General features: G+C 70.7%; 17 protein-coding genes. 8 read left to right on the forward strand and 9 right to left on the reverse strand.

Annotation, left to right across the window (positions count from 1 at the left end; genetic code table 11):
• Window positions 1-4: 4 nt before the first annotated feature.
• The 5 genes from DAI20_RS14955 to DAI20_RS14975 form a co-directional block, all read right to left on the reverse strand.
• On the reverse strand, window positions 5-790 hold the full coding sequence (locus tag DAI20_RS14955; protein ID WP_108252234.1) for a hypothetical protein: 786 nt from the start codon (window positions 788-790) through the stop codon (window positions 5-7).
• 117 nt (window positions 791-907) lie between these two features.
• A complete protein-coding gene (locus DAI20_RS14960) occupies window positions 908-1,489 on the reverse strand; it encodes a hypothetical protein (protein ID WP_108252236.1) in 582 nt (193 codons plus the stop codon).
• A 19-nt stretch (window positions 1,490-1,508) separates the two neighbouring features.
• A complete protein-coding gene (locus DAI20_RS14965; protein WP_108252238.1) occupies window positions 1,509-2,657 on the reverse strand; it encodes a zinc-dependent alcohol dehydrogenase in 1,149 nt (382 codons plus the stop codon).
• A 132-nt stretch (window positions 2,658-2,789) separates the two neighbouring features.
• Complete coding sequence (locus tag DAI20_RS14970; protein WP_108252240.1) at window positions 2,790-3,311, reverse strand: MarR family winged helix-turn-helix transcriptional regulator; 522 nt, start codon at window positions 3,309-3,311, stop codon at window positions 2,790-2,792.
• The gene (locus DAI20_RS14975) at window positions 3,298-3,639 is read right to left on the reverse strand and encodes a hypothetical protein (protein WP_108252242.1); all 342 of its coding nucleotides are present in this window, start codon (window positions 3,637-3,639) and stop codon (window positions 3,298-3,300) included. The genes DAI20_RS14970 and DAI20_RS14975 overlap by 14 nt, the downstream gene beginning before the upstream one ends.
• A gap of 210 nt (window positions 3,640-3,849) precedes the next feature.
• Here DAI20_RS14975 and DAI20_RS14980 point away from each other — a divergent pair, with 210 nt between their 5' ends.
• The 4 genes from DAI20_RS14980 (at window position 3,850) to DAI20_RS14995 (ending at window position 8,791) form a co-directional block, all read left to right on the forward strand.
• On the forward strand, window positions 3,850-5,778 hold the full coding sequence (locus tag DAI20_RS14980; protein ID WP_108252244.1) for a glycoside hydrolase family 127 protein: 1,929 nt from the start codon (window positions 3,850-3,852) through the stop codon (window positions 5,776-5,778).
• Window positions 5,754-7,274, forward strand: a complete 1,521-nt coding sequence (locus DAI20_RS14985; RefSeq protein ID WP_108252246.1) for a serine hydrolase domain-containing protein — start codon at window positions 5,754-5,756, stop codon at window positions 7,272-7,274. The genes DAI20_RS14980 and DAI20_RS14985 overlap by 25 nt, the downstream gene beginning before the upstream one ends.
• Window positions 7,275-7,368: 94 nt before the next feature.
• Window positions 7,369-8,238 (forward strand): Rieske (2Fe-2S) protein, encoded by an 870-nt coding sequence (locus DAI20_RS14990; protein WP_108252248.1) that lies wholly within the window; start codon window positions 7,369-7,371, stop codon window positions 8,236-8,238.
• 154 nt (window positions 8,239-8,392) lie between these two features.
• Window positions 8,393-8,791, forward strand: coding sequence for a VOC family protein (locus DAI20_RS14995; protein ID WP_240606100.1), 399 nt, complete (start codon window positions 8,393-8,395; stop codon window positions 8,789-8,791).
• A 29-nt stretch (window positions 8,792-8,820) separates the two neighbouring features.
• On the opposite strand, the gene dhaM is transcribed toward DAI20_RS14995, so the two are convergent.
• The 3 genes from dhaM to dhaK are packed head-to-tail and all read right to left on the reverse strand — an operon-like array spanning window position 8,821 to window position 11,161.
• The gene (gene dhaM / locus DAI20_RS15000) at window positions 8,821-9,513 is read right to left on the reverse strand and encodes a dihydroxyacetone kinase phosphoryl donor subunit DhaM (protein WP_108252252.1); all 693 of its coding nucleotides are present in this window, start codon (window positions 9,511-9,513) and stop codon (window positions 8,821-8,823) included.
• Complete coding sequence (dhaL, locus tag DAI20_RS15005) at window positions 9,510-10,151, reverse strand: dihydroxyacetone kinase subunit DhaL (RefSeq protein ID WP_108252254.1); 642 nt, start codon at window positions 10,149-10,151, stop codon at window positions 9,510-9,512. Before dhaL ends, dhaM begins: the two co-directional genes overlap by 4 nt.
• A gap of 8 nt (window positions 10,152-10,159) precedes the next feature.
• Window positions 10,160-11,161: a dihydroxyacetone kinase subunit DhaK gene (gene dhaK, locus DAI20_RS15010; RefSeq protein WP_108252256.1), complete on the reverse strand. Its 1,002-nt coding sequence runs from the start codon at window positions 11,159-11,161 to the stop codon at window positions 10,160-10,162.
• 190 nt (window positions 11,162-11,351) lie between these two features.
• On the opposite strand from dhaK, the gene DAI20_RS15015 reads away from it, so the two are divergent.
• Both DAI20_RS15015 and glpK read left to right on the forward strand, forming a co-directional pair.
• Window positions 11,352-12,104, forward strand: a complete 753-nt coding sequence (locus DAI20_RS15015) for an MIP/aquaporin family protein (RefSeq protein ID WP_108252258.1) — start codon at window positions 11,352-11,354, stop codon at window positions 12,102-12,104.
• Between the two features lie 89 nt (window positions 12,105-12,193).
• A complete protein-coding gene (gene glpK / locus DAI20_RS15020) occupies window positions 12,194-13,708 on the forward strand; it encodes a glycerol kinase GlpK (protein ID WP_108252260.1) in 1,515 nt (504 codons plus the stop codon).
• A 40-nt stretch (window positions 13,709-13,748) separates the two neighbouring features.
• Here glpK and trpD read toward each other — a convergent pair whose 3' ends face one another.
• Window positions 13,749-14,804, reverse strand: coding sequence for an anthranilate phosphoribosyltransferase (gene trpD, locus DAI20_RS15025; RefSeq protein ID WP_108252262.1), 1,056 nt, complete (start codon window positions 14,802-14,804; stop codon window positions 13,749-13,751).
• A 95-nt stretch (window positions 14,805-14,899) separates the two neighbouring features.
• On the opposite strand from trpD, the gene ctaE reads away from it, so the two are divergent.
• Window positions 14,900-15,538 (forward strand): aa3-type cytochrome oxidase subunit III, encoded by a 639-nt coding sequence (gene ctaE, locus DAI20_RS15030; RefSeq protein WP_108252264.1) that lies wholly within the window; start codon window positions 14,900-14,902, stop codon window positions 15,536-15,538.
• Window positions 15,539-15,592: 54 nt separating this feature from the next.
• Window positions 15,593-16,390, forward strand: a complete 798-nt coding sequence (gene qcrC, locus DAI20_RS15035; protein ID WP_108252266.1) for a cytochrome bc1 complex diheme cytochrome c subunit — start codon at window positions 15,593-15,595, stop codon at window positions 16,388-16,390.
• The last annotated feature ends 37 nt before the right edge of the window (window positions 16,391-16,427 follow it).

Below are 16,427 nucleotides of genomic sequence, written 5' to 3' on the forward strand. Positions count from 1 at the left end.
TGCGCTAGCAGGCCGTCGGCTGCGGCGAACCGGCGGCGCGCCACTGCTCGTAGGACAGCACGATCGAGTCGGGGTGCACGGGACCGGTGTACCGCACGTCGGGTGAACCCGGCGTCGAGCAGAACCTGTCGTTGGGGAAGCGGGTCACCGTCTGCGGCACCTGGAAGCCCCCTGCCGACCAGTCCTCGTAGCTGAGGGGAACGCCGATGCCCGCGGTGATGTCCGTCATGTAAGCGATGGCGGGCGACCAGGAGAGCTTCTGATAGCCCTGATTGCTCAGGTAGGTCGGCGCGGGGAAGCCAAGGCGCTGCCACTCGCCGTACGAGAGATTGTGATCCGTCGGGCTGGAGAGGTCGTACGGATTGAAGACGACGAGGGCGGGCGACGTGTCCCACTTCAGCAGCACGGTGCCGACGATGAGGGTGTTCCGCGTCGGCATCTTCGCGCCGCCGGCCAGCCACTGCTCGTAGCTGAGCTGCTCGGCGTACCCGTACTCCCCGAGCTCGATCTCCGCGAACACGTGCGGTGACCACTCGTACGCCTTGTAGGTGGTCGGCGCCGCAACCGGTGCGGGGTTGCCGTCCGCGCTCCACTCCTCGTAGGTGGCGATGAGGACCTCCGCCTCCCCGTCGGCGTCCTCGCCGACCACGTAGAGGTCCGGCGAGAACGGCACGCTGTAGTAGGTGGTGTCGGGCGCTGCGGAGGCGGGGCCGGAGGCGAGTCCCGCGGCGGCCAGGAGGGCGGCGACGGTGGCGGCGGTGAGTCTGGGGAGGGCGGCTGAGGTGTTCATCCCCTGCACGCTATCCACAGGTGGGGAAACTTCGGCTCGTCCGGACGTCACGATCGGGTAACCGGCACCCCCAGAACGCGGGTCAGCCCCCGGGCGAGACGGGGCCGAGCCGTGCCGTCAGCCCCTGGCCGAGCTCACGCGCCGCCCGAGCCGCAGGAGCACCACGCCGGCGAGCACCCACGGGCCCGCCACGAGGATCGGGTCGATCCAGGTGTGGGACATGTCCACGCGCTTGCGTCCCACCCGGGATGACAGCCCGCCGCGGGAGAACTCGCTCAGCACGCCGGTCTCGGTGATCGGGTTGTCCGGGCGCAGCGTCGCGAACGACCGCAGGTGGCTCTCGATCGCGTCGACCCGATCGGCGCCCATCAGGATCAGCCAGTGCGCGGCGCGCCCCTCGCTGTACGTGGCATAGGCGTACTTCCGCAGGGCACCGGAGAGCCCGCGCGGCGGCGTCGACGTGCCGAACACGGGGGTGAGGAACTCGTGCTCGATGGACCGCTCCCGTGGCCACTTCTCCTCCTGCCGCTCCGGGAACTCCCAGTGCGCGCCCGTCGCACCGGGGTCGAAGCGTTCCCGCGGGTAGGACGGGCGGTCCTTCGGGTCGAGGTCGGCACCCCAGCCGGGGATGCGGGCCCGCAGCTCATCGCTCGAGGGGGTGCTCCTCGGCTTGCTGGGCAGGTACGGCGTTCCAGGCATGATCGATCCTTCCTCTGGCTCAGCTGGCGCTGGGGACGATGACGGGCTTGATGCACTCGTCGAGCTTCGAGGAGAAGATGTGGTACCCCTCCGCGATGTGCTCGAGCGGGATGCGGTGCGTGACGATGTCGTTCGGCTTGAGGTAGCCGTTCCGGATGTGCTCGAGCAGCCGCGGCCACTGCCGCTTGACGGGGCACTGGTTCATTCGCAGCGTGAGGCCCTTGTTCATCGCGTCGCCGAACTTGACGGCACTGAACATCGGCCCGTACGCGCCCACGACCGAGATGGTGCCTCCCTTGCGGACCGCGTCGATGCCCCAGTTGAGCGCGACCGGTGATCCGCCCTGCAGCTTGAACTTCGCCGATGTGACGTGCTGCGTGAAGTTGCCGTCGGCCTCCGCGCCCACAGCGTCGATCACGACGTCGGCGCCGAGGTAGTCCGTCTGCTTCTTCATCTCGACGACGATGTCGTCGTACTCGGCGAAGTTGTAGGTCTCGGCGTGCGCGAAGGTACGCGCCTTCTCCAGGCGGTACTCCAGGTGGTCGATCACGATGACGCGGCCCGCCCCCATGAGCCAGGACGACTTCGCGGCGTACTGGCCCACCGGGCCCGCGCCGAACACGATCACCGTGTCGCCCTCGCTGATGTCGCCGAGCTGGGCCCCGAAGTATCCGGTGGAGAGCGCGTCCGTCATGAGGAGAGCGTCCTCGTCCTCCAGCCAGTCCGGGATGATGCTCGGCCCGACGTCCGCGAACGGCACGCGCACGAACTCGGACTGCCCGCCGTCGTAGCCGCCACAGGTGTGGGAGTAGCCGTAGATGCCGCCCACCGCCGTCGCGTTCGGATTGACGTTGTGGCAGTTCGAGTACAGGCCGCGCGCACAGAAGTAACAGGAGCCGCAGTACACGTTGAACGGCACCATCACCCGGTCGCCGCGCTTCAGGTTCTGCACGGACGGCCCGACCTCCTCGACGACGCCGATGAACTCGTGCCCGAAGGTCATGCCGACCCGGGTGTCCGGCATCATGCCGTGGTACAGGTGCAGGTCCGACCCGCAGATGGCGGCGAGCGTCACGCGAACGATGGCGTCGTTCGGATGCTCGATGCGCGGGATGTCCTTCTCCTCGACACGCACCTTATAGGGGCCGCGGTAGACCATGGCTTTCATGTACGCCTCCTGGGTAGCCGCCGGGCTCGGCGCTCCGGACGTACGTCCAGCAAACTCCCGTCGGCGTTCACCCGCATCGGCAGAACGACCGAAACGTGTGCGCGAGCTGCGGGGTGCCGTCGGGGGTAGCGGTCAGAGGTCGTTGGCGGCTGAGGGCGCCTGGTCGACGGCACGGAGGGCGCCGGCCATGCCGCGGAGGAAGCGCTCGACGACCCTGGCCTCCTCAGGAGTCAGCGCCTCCGCCTGCTCCATCATGACGTCGTGCATGCGCCCGAGGGTGTCGCGCACCTCGGTGTCGGTGTCGTGCGTCGGCACGATGATCACGCTGCGCCGGTCCGTGGGGTGCGGGTCGCGCCGCACGTGCTCGCTCCTCACGAGCCGATCGATGAGCGCGGTCACCGACGCGGAGGACACCTCGAGGCGGCGCGCAAGGTCCTTGGCGGTCACGGCGTGTCCGCGACGCTCGGCCTCGAGCAGGTACCGGATGGCGGTGAGGTCCGTCTCGCCCATGCCCATGGAGTCACGGGTGCGCTTGCGCATGGCGACCTCGGCGGATCGGTACGCCCGCAGCGCGTTCAGCACGCCGATGGCCCGGTCCTTGTCCTCCGGGTACCAGTACTCCGATCGGCGTACGCCGGGATCAGTGGTCGTCATGCTCCGTCGCTCCCGCCCGCTTGCCGGCGGTCGCGCGCCGCCACGCCGCGAGCACCCCGGACTCGGTCGCGAGCGAGCGCTTCGCCCTGGCGAGGGTGGGATGCACCCCGCGAGTCCCGCCGCGGCCGTCGGTCGCCGCGAACCCCTCGGACGTGATCTCGATCATCCCCCGGAACTCGCCCTCGACGCGCCCCACCCAGAGCCCGGTCTCCACCTCGAGCCACAGCACGGCGGCGCGGTCGGCAGCGGCCGCCGTCGGTGCTGTCTCGCGCGGCCGCGACGGCCACGCGACGGTGAAGGACGGGCGGTGCGAGGCGGTTGCGCTCATGACTGTTCCTAACTAGTTCGTCTAACTAAATAAACACTAGCGTTCCTCCCGGCCCTGGGGAAGCCGATCCTCGCGCGGCATTCGGCCGGATGGCAGCATCGAGGAGGGCGGCACCGCCGCCGTCCGCAGCCACCACCACCGCCGGCCGACCCACCTGCGGGTCCGGTGCGCACCACCGATACATCCGACGGCGTGAAGAAGCAGGTAACAATGAGCACTCCCCCCGACCCCGCGTCGTCCCGCCACGCCCTCCCCCTGGCGGCCGTGACCATCGACGACCACTTCTGGAGCCCGCGCCGGGAGGTGGTGCGGACGGGAACGATCCCGCAGCAGGAGCGGCAGCTCCGATCCGGCGGGCAGTTCGAGGCCCTCCGTCTCGGCTGGAAGCCCGGCGACCCGAACGAGCCCCACATCTTCTGGGAGTCGGACGTCGCCAAGTGGATCGAGGCCGCGAGTTACAGCCTCGCGAAGACCCCGGACCCGGTGCTCGACGCCGCCGTCGACGAGGCGATCGACCTGCTGGCGGGCGCCCAGCAGGAGGACGGCTACCTGAACGTCTACTTCACGGTCGTCGCCCCGGGCAAGCGCTTCACAGACCTGCGGGACACGCACGAGCTCTACTGCGCGGGTCATCTCATCGAGGCGGGCGTCGCGCACCACTCGGCCACGGGCAAGACCTCGCTGCTCGACATCGTCCGCCGGTTCGCCGATCTGATCGACCGGGAGTTCGGGCCGGGCGGCTCGGCGGAGGGCGGCTACGACGGGCACGAGGAGATCGAGCTCGCCCTGGTGAAGCTGTACCGGGCCACCGGCGAGCGCCGCTACCTCGACCTCAGCAGGCGCCTCATCGATGCGCGCGGCACCGAGCCCTTCTACTTCGACCTCGAACGGGAGGAGCGCGGCAGCGAGGGCTACTTCTCCTTCGCCTTCCCCGAGCGGCCGAAGCAGGTCCAGCGGTTCCGCGAGTACACCCAGAGCCATCTGCCGGTCCGCGAGCAGACGGAGGCGGTGGGGCACTCCGTCAGGGCGATGTACCTCTACACCGCGATGGCCGACCTCGCGCTCGAGTACGGCGACGACGGGCTGCGGAGCGCCTGCGAGCGCCTGTGGCAGAACCTCACCGAGAAGAAGATGTACGTGACCGGCGGACTCGGCTCCGATCCCTCCATCGAGGGCTTCGGCCCGGACTACGACCTCCCCGGCATCGGCGGTTACGCGGAGACCTGCGCCGCCATCGGACTTGTCTTCTGGTCGCAGCGCATGGCGCTGCTCACCGGGGAGGGCCGGTATGCGGACGTGATGGAGCGGGCGCTGTACAACGCGGCCCTCAGCGGCGCATCCGCCGAGGGCACGCACTACTTCTACGGCAACCCGCTCGCGAGCGACGGATCCGTGCACCGCCACGAGTGGTTCGGCGTCGCCTGCTGCCCACCGAACTTCGCCCGCCTGCTCACCTCGCTCGAGTACTACGCCTACGCCGAGGGCGCGAACGAGGCCCTGGTCACCCTGTTCGTCGCGGGCTCCGCCGCCTTCTCGCTGGACTCCGGCGCCGTGCGCCTCGATGTCGCGACCGAGTACCCGCGCACCGGGTCGGTCTCCATCACGGTCACCCCCGCCGAGGCGGCGACATTCACGGTTGCCGTGCGCATGCCCGGCTGGGCCGGGGGATCCGCGACGGCGGAGGTCAACGGCGACCCCGTCGACGTACCGTCCGCCGTCGCGGGCGGCTACCTGCGGCTGGAGCGCGAGTGGCGGGAGGGCGACGTGATCACGCTCGACCTGCCCCTGGCGCCGCAGCGACTCTGGGCCAATCCCGCGGTGACCGAGGACGTCGGCCGGGTCGCCCTGCGGCGCGGTCCCCTGGTCTACTGCCTCGAGGGCGTCGACCACGACGTGCCGGTCGCGGCCCTCTCACTCCCGCGGGACTCCGGCTTCGGCACCGAACTGGACGAGGACCTCGGGATCGAGGCGATCGTGGCGGACGGCTTCGCCGACATCGCCCCGGACGGGGACGAGCGCCTGTACCGCGAGACGCCGCCGGACTCGCGCCCGACGCGGGTGCGCGCCGTGCCCTATTTCGCCTGGGCGAACCGCGGGCAGTCCACCATGGAGGTATGGATTCGGGAGACAGCGCGCTGACGGCCCTCGACTCGGTCGAGGAGCTGTTCCGGGCGCGGGCCCTGGCCGGGGTGTCGCCGGGACTCGCGTTCGCCGTGGGCCGGGACGGCCGCCTCCTCCTGGCGGGCGGACACGGCACCGCGGACGAGGCGGGCACGAGGCCGGGGGCCGCGACGGCGTTCCGCATCGCCTCGTGCACCAAGAGCGTCACGGCCGCGGCGATCCTGCTGCTGCGCGATCGCGGCGCGCTCCACCTCGACGACCCCGCGCTGCTTCATCTCCCCGCCGCGGCGGGACTGCGGGTGCCGCCGGGATACCCGGAGATCACCCTCCGCATGCTGCTCACCATGTCCGCGGGGCTGGCCACCGACAACGAGTGGGCCGACCGGCAGGAGTCGATCTCCCCGAGAGAGCTCGACGACATGCTCGCCCGGGGCGTGCGCTGGTCGCACCCGCCCGGCACGGCGTACGAGTACTCGAACCTGGGGTACGCCGTCCTCGGGCGCGTCATCGAGCGGATCGCCGAGCAGCCGTTCCGGGCGTTCGTGCACCGGGAACTCCTGGATCCGCTGCAGCTCGCCTCGACCGGCTTCGACGAGCGCGTGGCGGCCTCCGGCGGCGTCGCGACCGGGTACCGCAGGACGGTCGACGGCACCTGGTCGCCGCAGCCGTTCAGCGGACCGGGCGCCTTCTCCCCCATCGGCGGTCTCTTCAGCACGGCCCGGGACCTCGCCCGCTGGGCGGGCTGGTTGTCGGCCGCGTTCACCCCGACGGGTGCGATCGGGGCCGGTGCGGCCGGTGACGGCGCGGCGTACGACGCCTGGGTCGGCGACGGCTCGCTCGGCACAAGCTCGGCGGACGCGGTGCTCTCCCGGGCCTCGCGCCGCGAGATGCAGCAGATCGCCCGCGCCATCCCGTCGCCCACGGACGCCGTACACCCCGTGTCCCGCGGGTACGGCTTCGGCCTGAACGTGACCCTGCACCCGCGCTTCGGTGCCGTGGTCGGCCACTCCGGCGGCTACCCCGGCTTCGGTTCGCACATGCGCTGGCACCCCGAGTCCGGACTCGCGGTGATCGTGTTCGAGAACGCGACGTACGCGGACGCCGCGACACCCGCCGCCGGGGCGCTCGAACTCCTGCTGGAGGAGTTCCATCGCCCGGTCCCCGCCCTCTGGCCGGAGACAGCGGCCGCCCGGGACCTCGTCGAGCGGATGCTGCGCGGGCGCTCGCCGTCGCCGCCGGCCGGCCGGTTCAGCTCGAACGTCCCGCTCGACGTGCCCTGGGCGGAGCGTCGACGGGGAATGAACGCCGCGCTCGCCGAGGTGGGTCCGCTGCTGCCCGAGCGCCCGCTCGATCAGGTGCTCCTCCGCGTCGGCTCCCCGGCCCACATCCTCTGGCGGGTGCCCGCCGAGCGCGGGGAGCTGGAGTGCGAGGTGAGCCTGCACCCGCTCGATCCGCCGCTCATCCAGGCCCTCCGCGTCAGCGTGCGCACCCCGGGGGCACCGGGCGCGCCCTGACCCGCCGGCGAGCCTGTGACCCTGCCGAGCCGTCGTAGCCGGGCCCGTGGCTCGTGTCTAGGCTCGGTCTCACCCGTCTCACCGAGGAGTGCACATGAAGCGCCTGCCCCTGCTCAAGCCGATCGACAACCTCGAGGACGCCGCGGTGCTCGATCCCGCGGTGAAGGCGGTGCAGAAGGGCGTCGAGTCGGTCATTCGCCCCCAGTGGCTGCGCGACATCCTGCACGGCGTGCCGATCGGGCACGCCCTGCACCCGCTCATGATCCTCGCGCCCGCCGGGGCCTGGCTGTCCGCGGCCGGCCTCGACCTCGTGCCCGGAACGGAGCGGGCCTCCCGGATGCTCGTCGGCGCCGGGGTGATCAGCGCGCTGCCCACGGCCGCCGCGGGATTCAACGACTGGTCGCAGCTGCACGCGCAGCAGCAGCGGGTCGGGCTCGTGCACTCCGCCGCGAACATCCTCGCCACCACGCTCTACGCCGCCTCGTACGTGCAGCGCAGGCGGGGCAGGCACGTGAGCGGCAAGGTGCTCGGCTACGCGGGCCTCGCCCTCGTGAGCGGCGGCGGTTACCTGGGCGGGCACCTCTCCTACGCGATGGCGGCGGGCGCCAACCACGCCGAGGACGTGCCGCACCTCGTGCCGAGCGGCTGGCAGCCCCTGGCGCCCCTCGACGACGTGCCCGAGCGCACGCTCCAGCAGCGCTACCTGGGTGACGTCTCCGTGCTGCTGTACCGCCGCGGCGACCGGGTGTCCGCCCTGTCCGCGAAGTGCAGCCACCTCTCCGGTCCGCTCGGCGAGGGCACCCTGATCGAGGGCGGCGACGACCCCTGCGTCGTGTGCCCCTGGCACGGCAGCGTCTTCGAGATCGAGACGGGTGAGGTCGTGCACGGTCCCGCGACGGCGCCGCAGCACCGCTTCAGGACGCGCGTCGTGGACGGCATGATCGAGGTCTCGCTTCCGGGCTGATCGCCTCGGCGGCCCGTCCGCTTCGCGGCCTGATCCGACGGCGTCCGGAGGCATGGACACCGGGCCCTCGCAGTGCCAGTGTGTCCCGTGTCAGCGACCGACGTCGCTGTCCGGCATGCCCGCGGCGGCGGGCCAGGTGATCGAGGAGGATCTCTTGTTCAGCACAGCGCACGCCTTCAGCGGCTTCTCCGTCGACGACGTCGACGCGGCCCGCACGTTCTACCGCGACACCCTGGGCCTGCGCGTCCAGGACAACCCGATGGGGTTCCTGACCCTCGAGCTCGAGGGCGGCGGGCGCGTGCTCGTCTACGGCAAGGAGGAGCACACGCCGGCGACGTTCACCATCCTGAACTTCCCCGTCTCCGACCTCGAGGCGGCCGTGGACGAGCTGAACTCCCGCGGCGTGCAGACGAAGATCTACGACGACAGCGAGTTCCCCACCGACTCGAAGGGCATCATGCGGGAGAGCGAGGGCCCGGGCATCGCCTGGTTCCGTGACCCCGCTGGCAACGTGCTCGCCGTGCTCGACGAGGAGCCGGAGCGCAGCTCCTGACCTGACCTGTGAGCCCTGCGGCGCTCCGCTCAGGCCTCGCCGAAGCCCGACCGGATGAGCCCGGCGAGGCCGTCGACGGCCTCCCGGGCCTGCTCGCCCGTCGCCGAGATGGTCGCGTCGGAGCCGCGCGTCAGCGCGAGCGTCATGATGCGCAGCAGCGACTTCCCGTCGACGCCGTTCACCGTGATCTTCGCGTCGTAAGTCGACGCCAGCTTCACGAACTCCGCGGCGGGGCGGGCGTGCAGCCCCTCCTCGTTGACGACCGTGACCGTCGCGACGACGGCGTCCGGGTCCTGCGGCACCGGCAGCGTGCCGGGCTCGGCGCGGGATCCGGGAGCGAACGCCTCGCCCGCCGAGCGGGCCGCCGCGACGACGGCGTCGAGGTGCCCGCCGGTCTGGGCCGCGACGGCAGCCGCCACCCCGCCCTCCACGAGGGGCGCGTCCACGATGCGCACCTCGTTCCGCACGTCGTCGTCCAGGAAGTCCACGGCCGTCTCAGCCGTCATGTAGGCGGAGCCGAGGTCGCAGAGCACGACGACGCCGGCTCCGGTGTTCACGGCGTCGATGGCGGCGGTTACCCGGTCGTAGCTCGTGCCGATGCCGCCCTCGTCCGTGCCTCCGGCGCTCTGCATCTCCACGTCGTGAGCCATCTGCCGGGCGAGGTCGATGAGTCCCTCGGCGATCTTGGCGCTGTGCGAGACGAAGACGATGCCGACGGTCACGACGCCGCTTCCGCTGCGGTCCGCGCCGCGGCGCGGAGCAGGAGCGCGCTCGACTGGGCGCCCGGGTCGCGGTGACCGATGGCGCGATCACCGAGGTAGCTCGCGCGGCCCTTGCGGGCGACGAGCGGCTCGGTCGCCTCGGCGCCGGACTCCGCGGCGGCGGCGGCCGCCTCGAGGATGGCCGCCTCGCTCGCGCCGTCCGTCTGGGCGGCGGACGCGGCGTCCACCGCCGGCGACCAGGCGTCGATCATCGTCTTGTCGCCCTGCTCCGCCTTGCCGCGGAGCACGATCCCGTCGCGGGCCGCGGTCAGCAGCGCGACCAGCGCGGCCCCGTCCAGTTCCTGCGTCCCGGTGACGGCTCCCGCCGCCTTCAGGTAAGCCGTTCCGAACAGGGGCCCCGAGGCTCCGCCGACGGTGGAGATCAGCGTCGTGGCGGCGAGCTTCAGCACGTCACCCGGCGTCGCGGACTCCGCGCCGTCGAGCTTCGCGACCACGGCGGAGAAGCCGCGGTCCATGTTCTCGCCGTGGTCCCCGTCCCCGATCTCGCGGTCGAGCGCGATCAGCTCCGTCCGGTGCTCGGCGATGACCCGGGCGCTCTCGCGCACCCACGCCTCGGCCCATCGACTGTCCAAGCCCATCTGTCCGCCTACCTTCCCCATCGCAGCGCGATGGTGTTCACGGGTGCATCCCAGAGCTCGACGAACTCGTCGTCGAGCTTCAGGAGCGTGATCGACACCCCCTGCATCTCGAGGGACGTCACGTAGTTGCCTACCAGCGAGCGTGCCACCTCGATGCCGCGCTCGCGCAGAACCTCGGCCGCGCGGCGGAACACGATGTACAGCTCGATCTGCGGGGTGCCGCCCATGCCGTTGACGAACAGCAGCACGCGATCGCCGCTCTCGAAGGGCAGGTCCTCGAGGATCGGCGCGAGCAGGCGGTCCACGATGGCGTCGGCCGGCTCCAGCGGGATCCGCTCCCGGCCGGGCTCGCCGTGGATGCCGATGCCGATCTCCACCTCGTCGTCGGCGAGGGTGAAGCTCGGCTCCCCGGCGTGCGGAACGGTCGACGGGGTGAGCGCTACGCCCATGGACCTCGCCTGCGCGTTCACCCGGGTCGCGATGGCCGCGACCGAGTCGAGGTCGTCCCCGCGCTCGGCGGCGGCGCCCGCGATCTTCTCGACGAGCACGGTGCCGGCAACGCCGCGCCGGCCTGCGGTGTAGAGCGAGTCCTTCACCGCGACGTCGTCGTCGATGACGACGGAGCGGACGGTGGCCCCCTCCGCCTCCGCGAGCTCGGCGGCCGTCTCGAAGTTCAGCACGTCGCCCGTGTAGTTCTTCACGATGTGCAGCACCCCGGCGCCGCCGTCCACGGCGAGGGTCGCCGCGACGATGGGGTCGGGCGTCGGCGAGGTGAACACCGGCCCGGGCACGGCGGCGTCGAGCATCCCCTCTCCGACGAAGCCGCCGTGCAGCGGCTCGTGGCCGCTGCCGCCGCCGCTGACCAGGGCCACCTTGCCCGATCGCGGACCCCCGGCGCGCACGATGAAGTCGGGGTCGGCGTGCACCGTCACCACGTCGGAGTGGGCGGCCGCGAGCCCCTGCAGGGACTCGGACACGACGGCCCTCGGATCGTTGATGAGCTTCTTCACTGAGACTCCTCGTTGCTCGCGGGTGGGGCTGCGCCTGCTCAATGTACGCCCAACCGGAAGGGGCCGAGAAGGTCGGCGAGCGGATTTCGGTCCCTTGTGGAATACGGCGTTTGCTCAGGTCTAGGGTGGAGGCACTCGCGACGGCGCGGGTGGATGCGCCCCATCCGATCCCCTTCTCGGAAGGTCACTCATGGATGATCTCGGAACCATCTTCGTGTCGGAGGCGGTGGGCACGGCGATCCTGGTCCTGCTGGGCTGCGGCGTCGTCGCGAACGTCCTGCTCGCGGGGAACAAGGGCTACAACGCCGGCTTCCTCATGATCACGTTCGGCTGGGGCTTCGCGGTGTTCGCGGGCGTCACCGTCTCCTACGCATCCGGCGCGCACCTGAACCCCGCCGTGACGGTCGGCCTGCTCGTGGCCGGCAAGGTGGATCTCGGGGTGGTCCCCATCTACCTGCTCGCCCAGATGGTCGGTGCCTTCCTCGGCGCCGTGCTCTGCTGGCTGGCCTACCGGCAGCACTTCGACGCCGAGCCTGACGCGGTGTCGAAGCTGGCCGTGTTCTCCACCGGGCCGGCGATCCGCAACTACGGCTGGAACCTGGTCACGGAGATCCTCGGCACGTTCGTCCTCGTGTTCGTGGTGCTGGGCTTCGGCCTCACCAACAACGGCGACGTCGACGCCACGACTCCCGCCGGGCTCGCCGCCCTCGGCGCCCTACCCGTCGCCCTGCTCGTCGTCGGCATCGGCGTCTCGCTCGGCGGCCCCACCGGCTACGCCATCAACCCCGCCCGCGACCTCGGACCGCGCATCGCCCACGCCGTCCTGCCCATCAGGGGCAAGGGCACGAGCGACTGGGCGTACTCCTGGGTTCCCGTCGCCGGCCCGCTGATCGGCGGCGTGCTCGCCGGCCTCTCGTCCTACGCCCTGCTGCCCGTCATCTGACTCCGGGGCCGTCGGCGCGGTGCCCCGGCGCCTGACCACTCCGCAACCCGACCCAGTCCATCCGACAAGCACGAGGAGAACCACCCGCCATGAGCCAGTACATCGTCGCCATCGACCAGGGCACGACGAGCACCCGCGCCATCGTCTTCGACCACGGCGGATCCATCGTGTCCGTCGGGCAGCGGGAGCACGAGCAGATCTTCCCCCGGGCCGGCTGGGTGGAGCACGACCCCGAGGAGATCTGGCGCAACACCCGCGAGGTCATCGGTCTCGCCCTCTCCAAGGCCGACATCACCCGCCACGACGTCGTGGCCATCGGCATCACCAACCAGCGCGAGACCGCCGTGGTGTGGGACAGGACCACGGGCAAGCCCGTGTACAACGCCATCGTGTGGCAGGACACCCGCACGCAGCCGATCGTCGATCGCCTGGCCGCGGACGGCGGCGTCGAGCGCTTCAAGCAGACGGTCGGCCTGCCGCTCGCCACCTACTTCTCGGGCACCAAGATCGTCTGGATCCTCGAGAACGTCGAGGGCGCGCGAGAGAAGGCCGAGGCGGGCGACCTGCTGTTCGGCACGACGGACAGCTGGGTGACCTGGAACCTCACCGGCGGCACCGACGGCGGGGTGCACGTCACGGACGTCACCAACGCCTCCCGCACCCTGTTCATGGACCTCGAGACGCTGCAGTGGGACGACGAGATCCTCGCCGCCTTCGACGTGCCGCGGTCGATGCTGCCCGAGATCAAGAGCTCGTCCGAGGTGTACGGCACGGCGGAGGCCTCGAGCCTGCTGCGCGAGGTGCCCATCGCGGGCATCCTCGGCGACCAGCAGGCGGCGACCTTCGGCCAGGCCGCCTTCGACACCGGCGAGTCGAAGAACACCTACGGCACGGGCAACTTCCTTATCTTCAACACGGGTGAGGAGATCGTGCGGTCGCAGAACGGGCTGCTCACGACCCTCGGCTACAAGCTCGGCGACGCGAAGCCGCACTACGCGCTCGAGGGGTCGATCGCCGTCACGGGTTCGCTCGTGCAGTGGCTGCGCGACAACCTGGGCATGATCAAGACCGCCCCGGAGATCGAGGCGCTCGCCGCGACCGTGGAGGACAACGGCGGCGTGTACTTCGTGCCCGCCTTCTCGGGGCTCTTCGCGCCCTACTGGCGCTCCGACGCCCGCGGCGCGCTCGTCGGCCTGACCCGCTACGTGAACAAGGGGCACATCGCCCGCGCCGCCCTCGAGGCCACGGCCTTCCAGACCCGCGAGGTGCTCGACGCCGTCAATGCCGACGCCGGCGTGGACCTCAAGGAGCTCAAGGTGGACGGTGGGATGATCGCCAACACCCTGCTCATGCAGTTCCAGGCCGACATCCTCGGCGTCCCTGTCGTCCGCCCCGTCGTCGCGGAGACCACAGCCCTCGGCGCTGCTTACGCCGCGGGACTGGCGACCGGGTTCTGGGACAACCTGGACGACCTGCGCAGCAACTGGCAGGAGGACAGCCGCTGGGAGCCGCAGATGGAGGACGCCGAGCGTGACCGCCAGCTCCGCCTTTGGAAGAAGGCCGTCACGAAGACGTTCGACTGGGTCGACGAGGACGTGCAATAGCGCGAAGGCATCCGTGAGGGGGGACGCCGCGGCCGCACGGCTAGCGGTTGGTGGCGTCCACCCACTGCTCCAGCTTCGCCTGGGCGGCGCCGGAGTCGACCGCCTCGGCCGCGACAGCGAGCTTGGCGCGAAGCCGCTCGAGGATCGGCACCAGGAACTGCTCGGGCCTCTCGGCCAGCTCGAACGACACCAGCCCGGCCGCGGCGTTGAGCAGCACGATGTCGCGCTGCGGCCCGGGCTCCCCGGCCAGCACGCGGCGCACGACCCCCGCGTTGTACTCGGGTCCCTGCCCGAGGAGGTCCGAGATCTCGGCCCGCGGGATGCCGAGGTCGAGCGGGTCGAGGTCGTGCTGCTTCACGGACCCGCCCGACACCTCCCAGATGCGGCTGTGCCCGCTGGTGGTGAGCTTGTCGATGCCGTCGTCGCCCCGATAGACGAGCGCGGTGGCACCACGGGTCTGGAACACGCCGGCCATGAGCGGCACCCGGTCCAGCGCGGACACGCCGACCGCCGAGGCGTCGGGACGCGCCGGGTTGCAGAGCGGACCGAGGATGTTGAACATCGTCGCGATGCCGAGGTCCTTGCGGGTCGGACCGGCGTGCCGAAACCCGGGGTGGAAGAGATGGGCGAACGCGAGCGTGATGCCGGTCTCGCGGAACACCTCGGCGACCCGCTCCGGCGAGATGGCGAGATTGACGCCGAGCACCGAGAGCACGTCCGACGCTCCCGAGGACGAGCTCGCTCCCCGGTTCCCGTGCTTCACGACCGGCACGCCCGCCGCCGCGGCGATCACGGACGCGGCGGACGAGATGTTGAGTACCGCTCCGTAGGGATCGCCGCCCGTGCCCACAATGTCCAGCGCGCGGGAGTCGACGTCGAGCGGCACGGCGTTCTCGAGCACGGCGTCCCGGAAGCCGACGATCTCGTCGACGGTCTCGCCCTTGAAGCGCAGCGCGACCAGCAGGCCCGCGATCTGAGCGGGGGTCGCGGCGCCCTTCATGACCTCCCGCATCGCCCAGGTCGACTCCGCAACGGACAGGTCGTTTCCGTCGAGCATCGAATTCAGCACGGAGGGCCATGTCGGTGCGAGCGTCATGCGACAAGAGTACTGTCCACGCGAAATCGACAGCCTGCTGCCAATCCCTTCCAAGCCGCCTCCAATGACCGAATGGCGCCCCCGACTAGTCCATAATGGACAACGTGACGAGCACCTCAATCTCTCCCGCAGCCCATGCGCCGGTGGTGAACCGGCCGAATTCGGTTGCCGTCGGCACGATCGTCTGGCTGGGCAGCGAGGTGATGTTCTTCGCGGGTCTCTTCGCCATCTACTTCACCCTCCGCAGCACATCGCCCGAGCAGTGGTCGTTCGAGGCCGACAGGCTGAACGTGCCCTACTCGCTGGTCAACACGCTGATCCTGGTGTCGTCGTCGTTCACCTGCCAGTTCGGCGTGTTCGCGGCGGAGCGCATGCAGCCCCGGTCGACCGGCTGGAAGCCGTCGCAGTGGGGCATGGTCGAGTGGTTCTTCCTCACCTATGCGCTCGGCGCCATCTTCGTCGCCGGCCAGGTGCTCGAGTACGCCACGCTCGTCAGCGAGGGCATCGCGCTCGACTCGAACGCCTACGGCTCGGCCTTCTACATCACCACCGGCTTCCACGGCCTGCACGTGACGGGCGGCCTCATCGCCTTCCTGCTCGTGATCGGCCGCGCATACGCGGTGCGCAACTTCGGGCACCGCGAGGCGACGAGCGCCATCGTCGTCTCCTACTACTGGCACTTCGTCGACGTCGTTTGGATCGGGCTCTTCCTGGTCATCTACGTACTCAAGTAACGGGACCCTCGGTAACAGGTCCACAGGTAACGAGCGGGAGCAGATTCACACAGCATGAGTAACGCGACGAAACGCAAGAACCGCGCCGGCCGACGCAGTCCGCTGGCCACGGTCGCCCTTCTTGCCATCGGCCTGCTCTCCACGGGCGGCGCATACGCGCTGATCTCCGGGGGCACGGCGGAGGCGCAGTCCGACATCAACTCGCAGCAGATGATCGACGAGGGCGAGAAGCTCTTCTCGGCCAACTGCGCCAGCTGCCACGGCCTGAACCTCGAGGGTTCGGAGTCCGGCCCCAGCCTGATCGGCGTCGGCGCCGCGTCGGTCGACTTCCAGGTCGGCACGGGCCGCATGCCGCTCGCCCAGCAGGGACCGCAGGGCGAGGAGAAGCCCGAGCAGTTCACCGACGAGCAGACCAAGGCCCTCGCCGCCTACGTCGCCTCGCTCGGCCCCGGCCCGGGCCTCCCGGACCCCCGCTACCTGGACGGCGAGGGCGACGCCGCCAACGGCTCCGAGCTCTTCCGCATCAACTGCGCCATGTGCCACAACGTCGCGGGCGCCGGTGGCGCCCTGACGGAGGGCAAGTACGCCCCGGCCATCGACGCGACCCCCGCGCACATCTACGAGGCCATGGTCATCGGCCCGCAGAACATGCCCGTCTTCAACGACGCGAACCTCAGCCCCGAGGACAAGCGCGACATCATCACGTACCTCGAGTTCAACCGCGAGTCCCCCTCCCCGGGCGGCTACGTGCTCGGCTCCCTCGGTCCGGTGGCGGAGGGCCTCTTCGCCTGGTTCTTCGGCCTCGGTGCCATCGTCGCTATCGCGGTGTGGCTCACGGCGAAGTCGAACTAGCGGCGCCACGAGCGAGCTCCGCAAGACTCCGCACGAC

The organism is Planctomonas deserti, assembly GCF_003067705.1.
GTDB lineage: Bacteria > Actinomycetota > Actinomycetes > Actinomycetales > Microbacteriaceae > Planctomonas > Planctomonas deserti.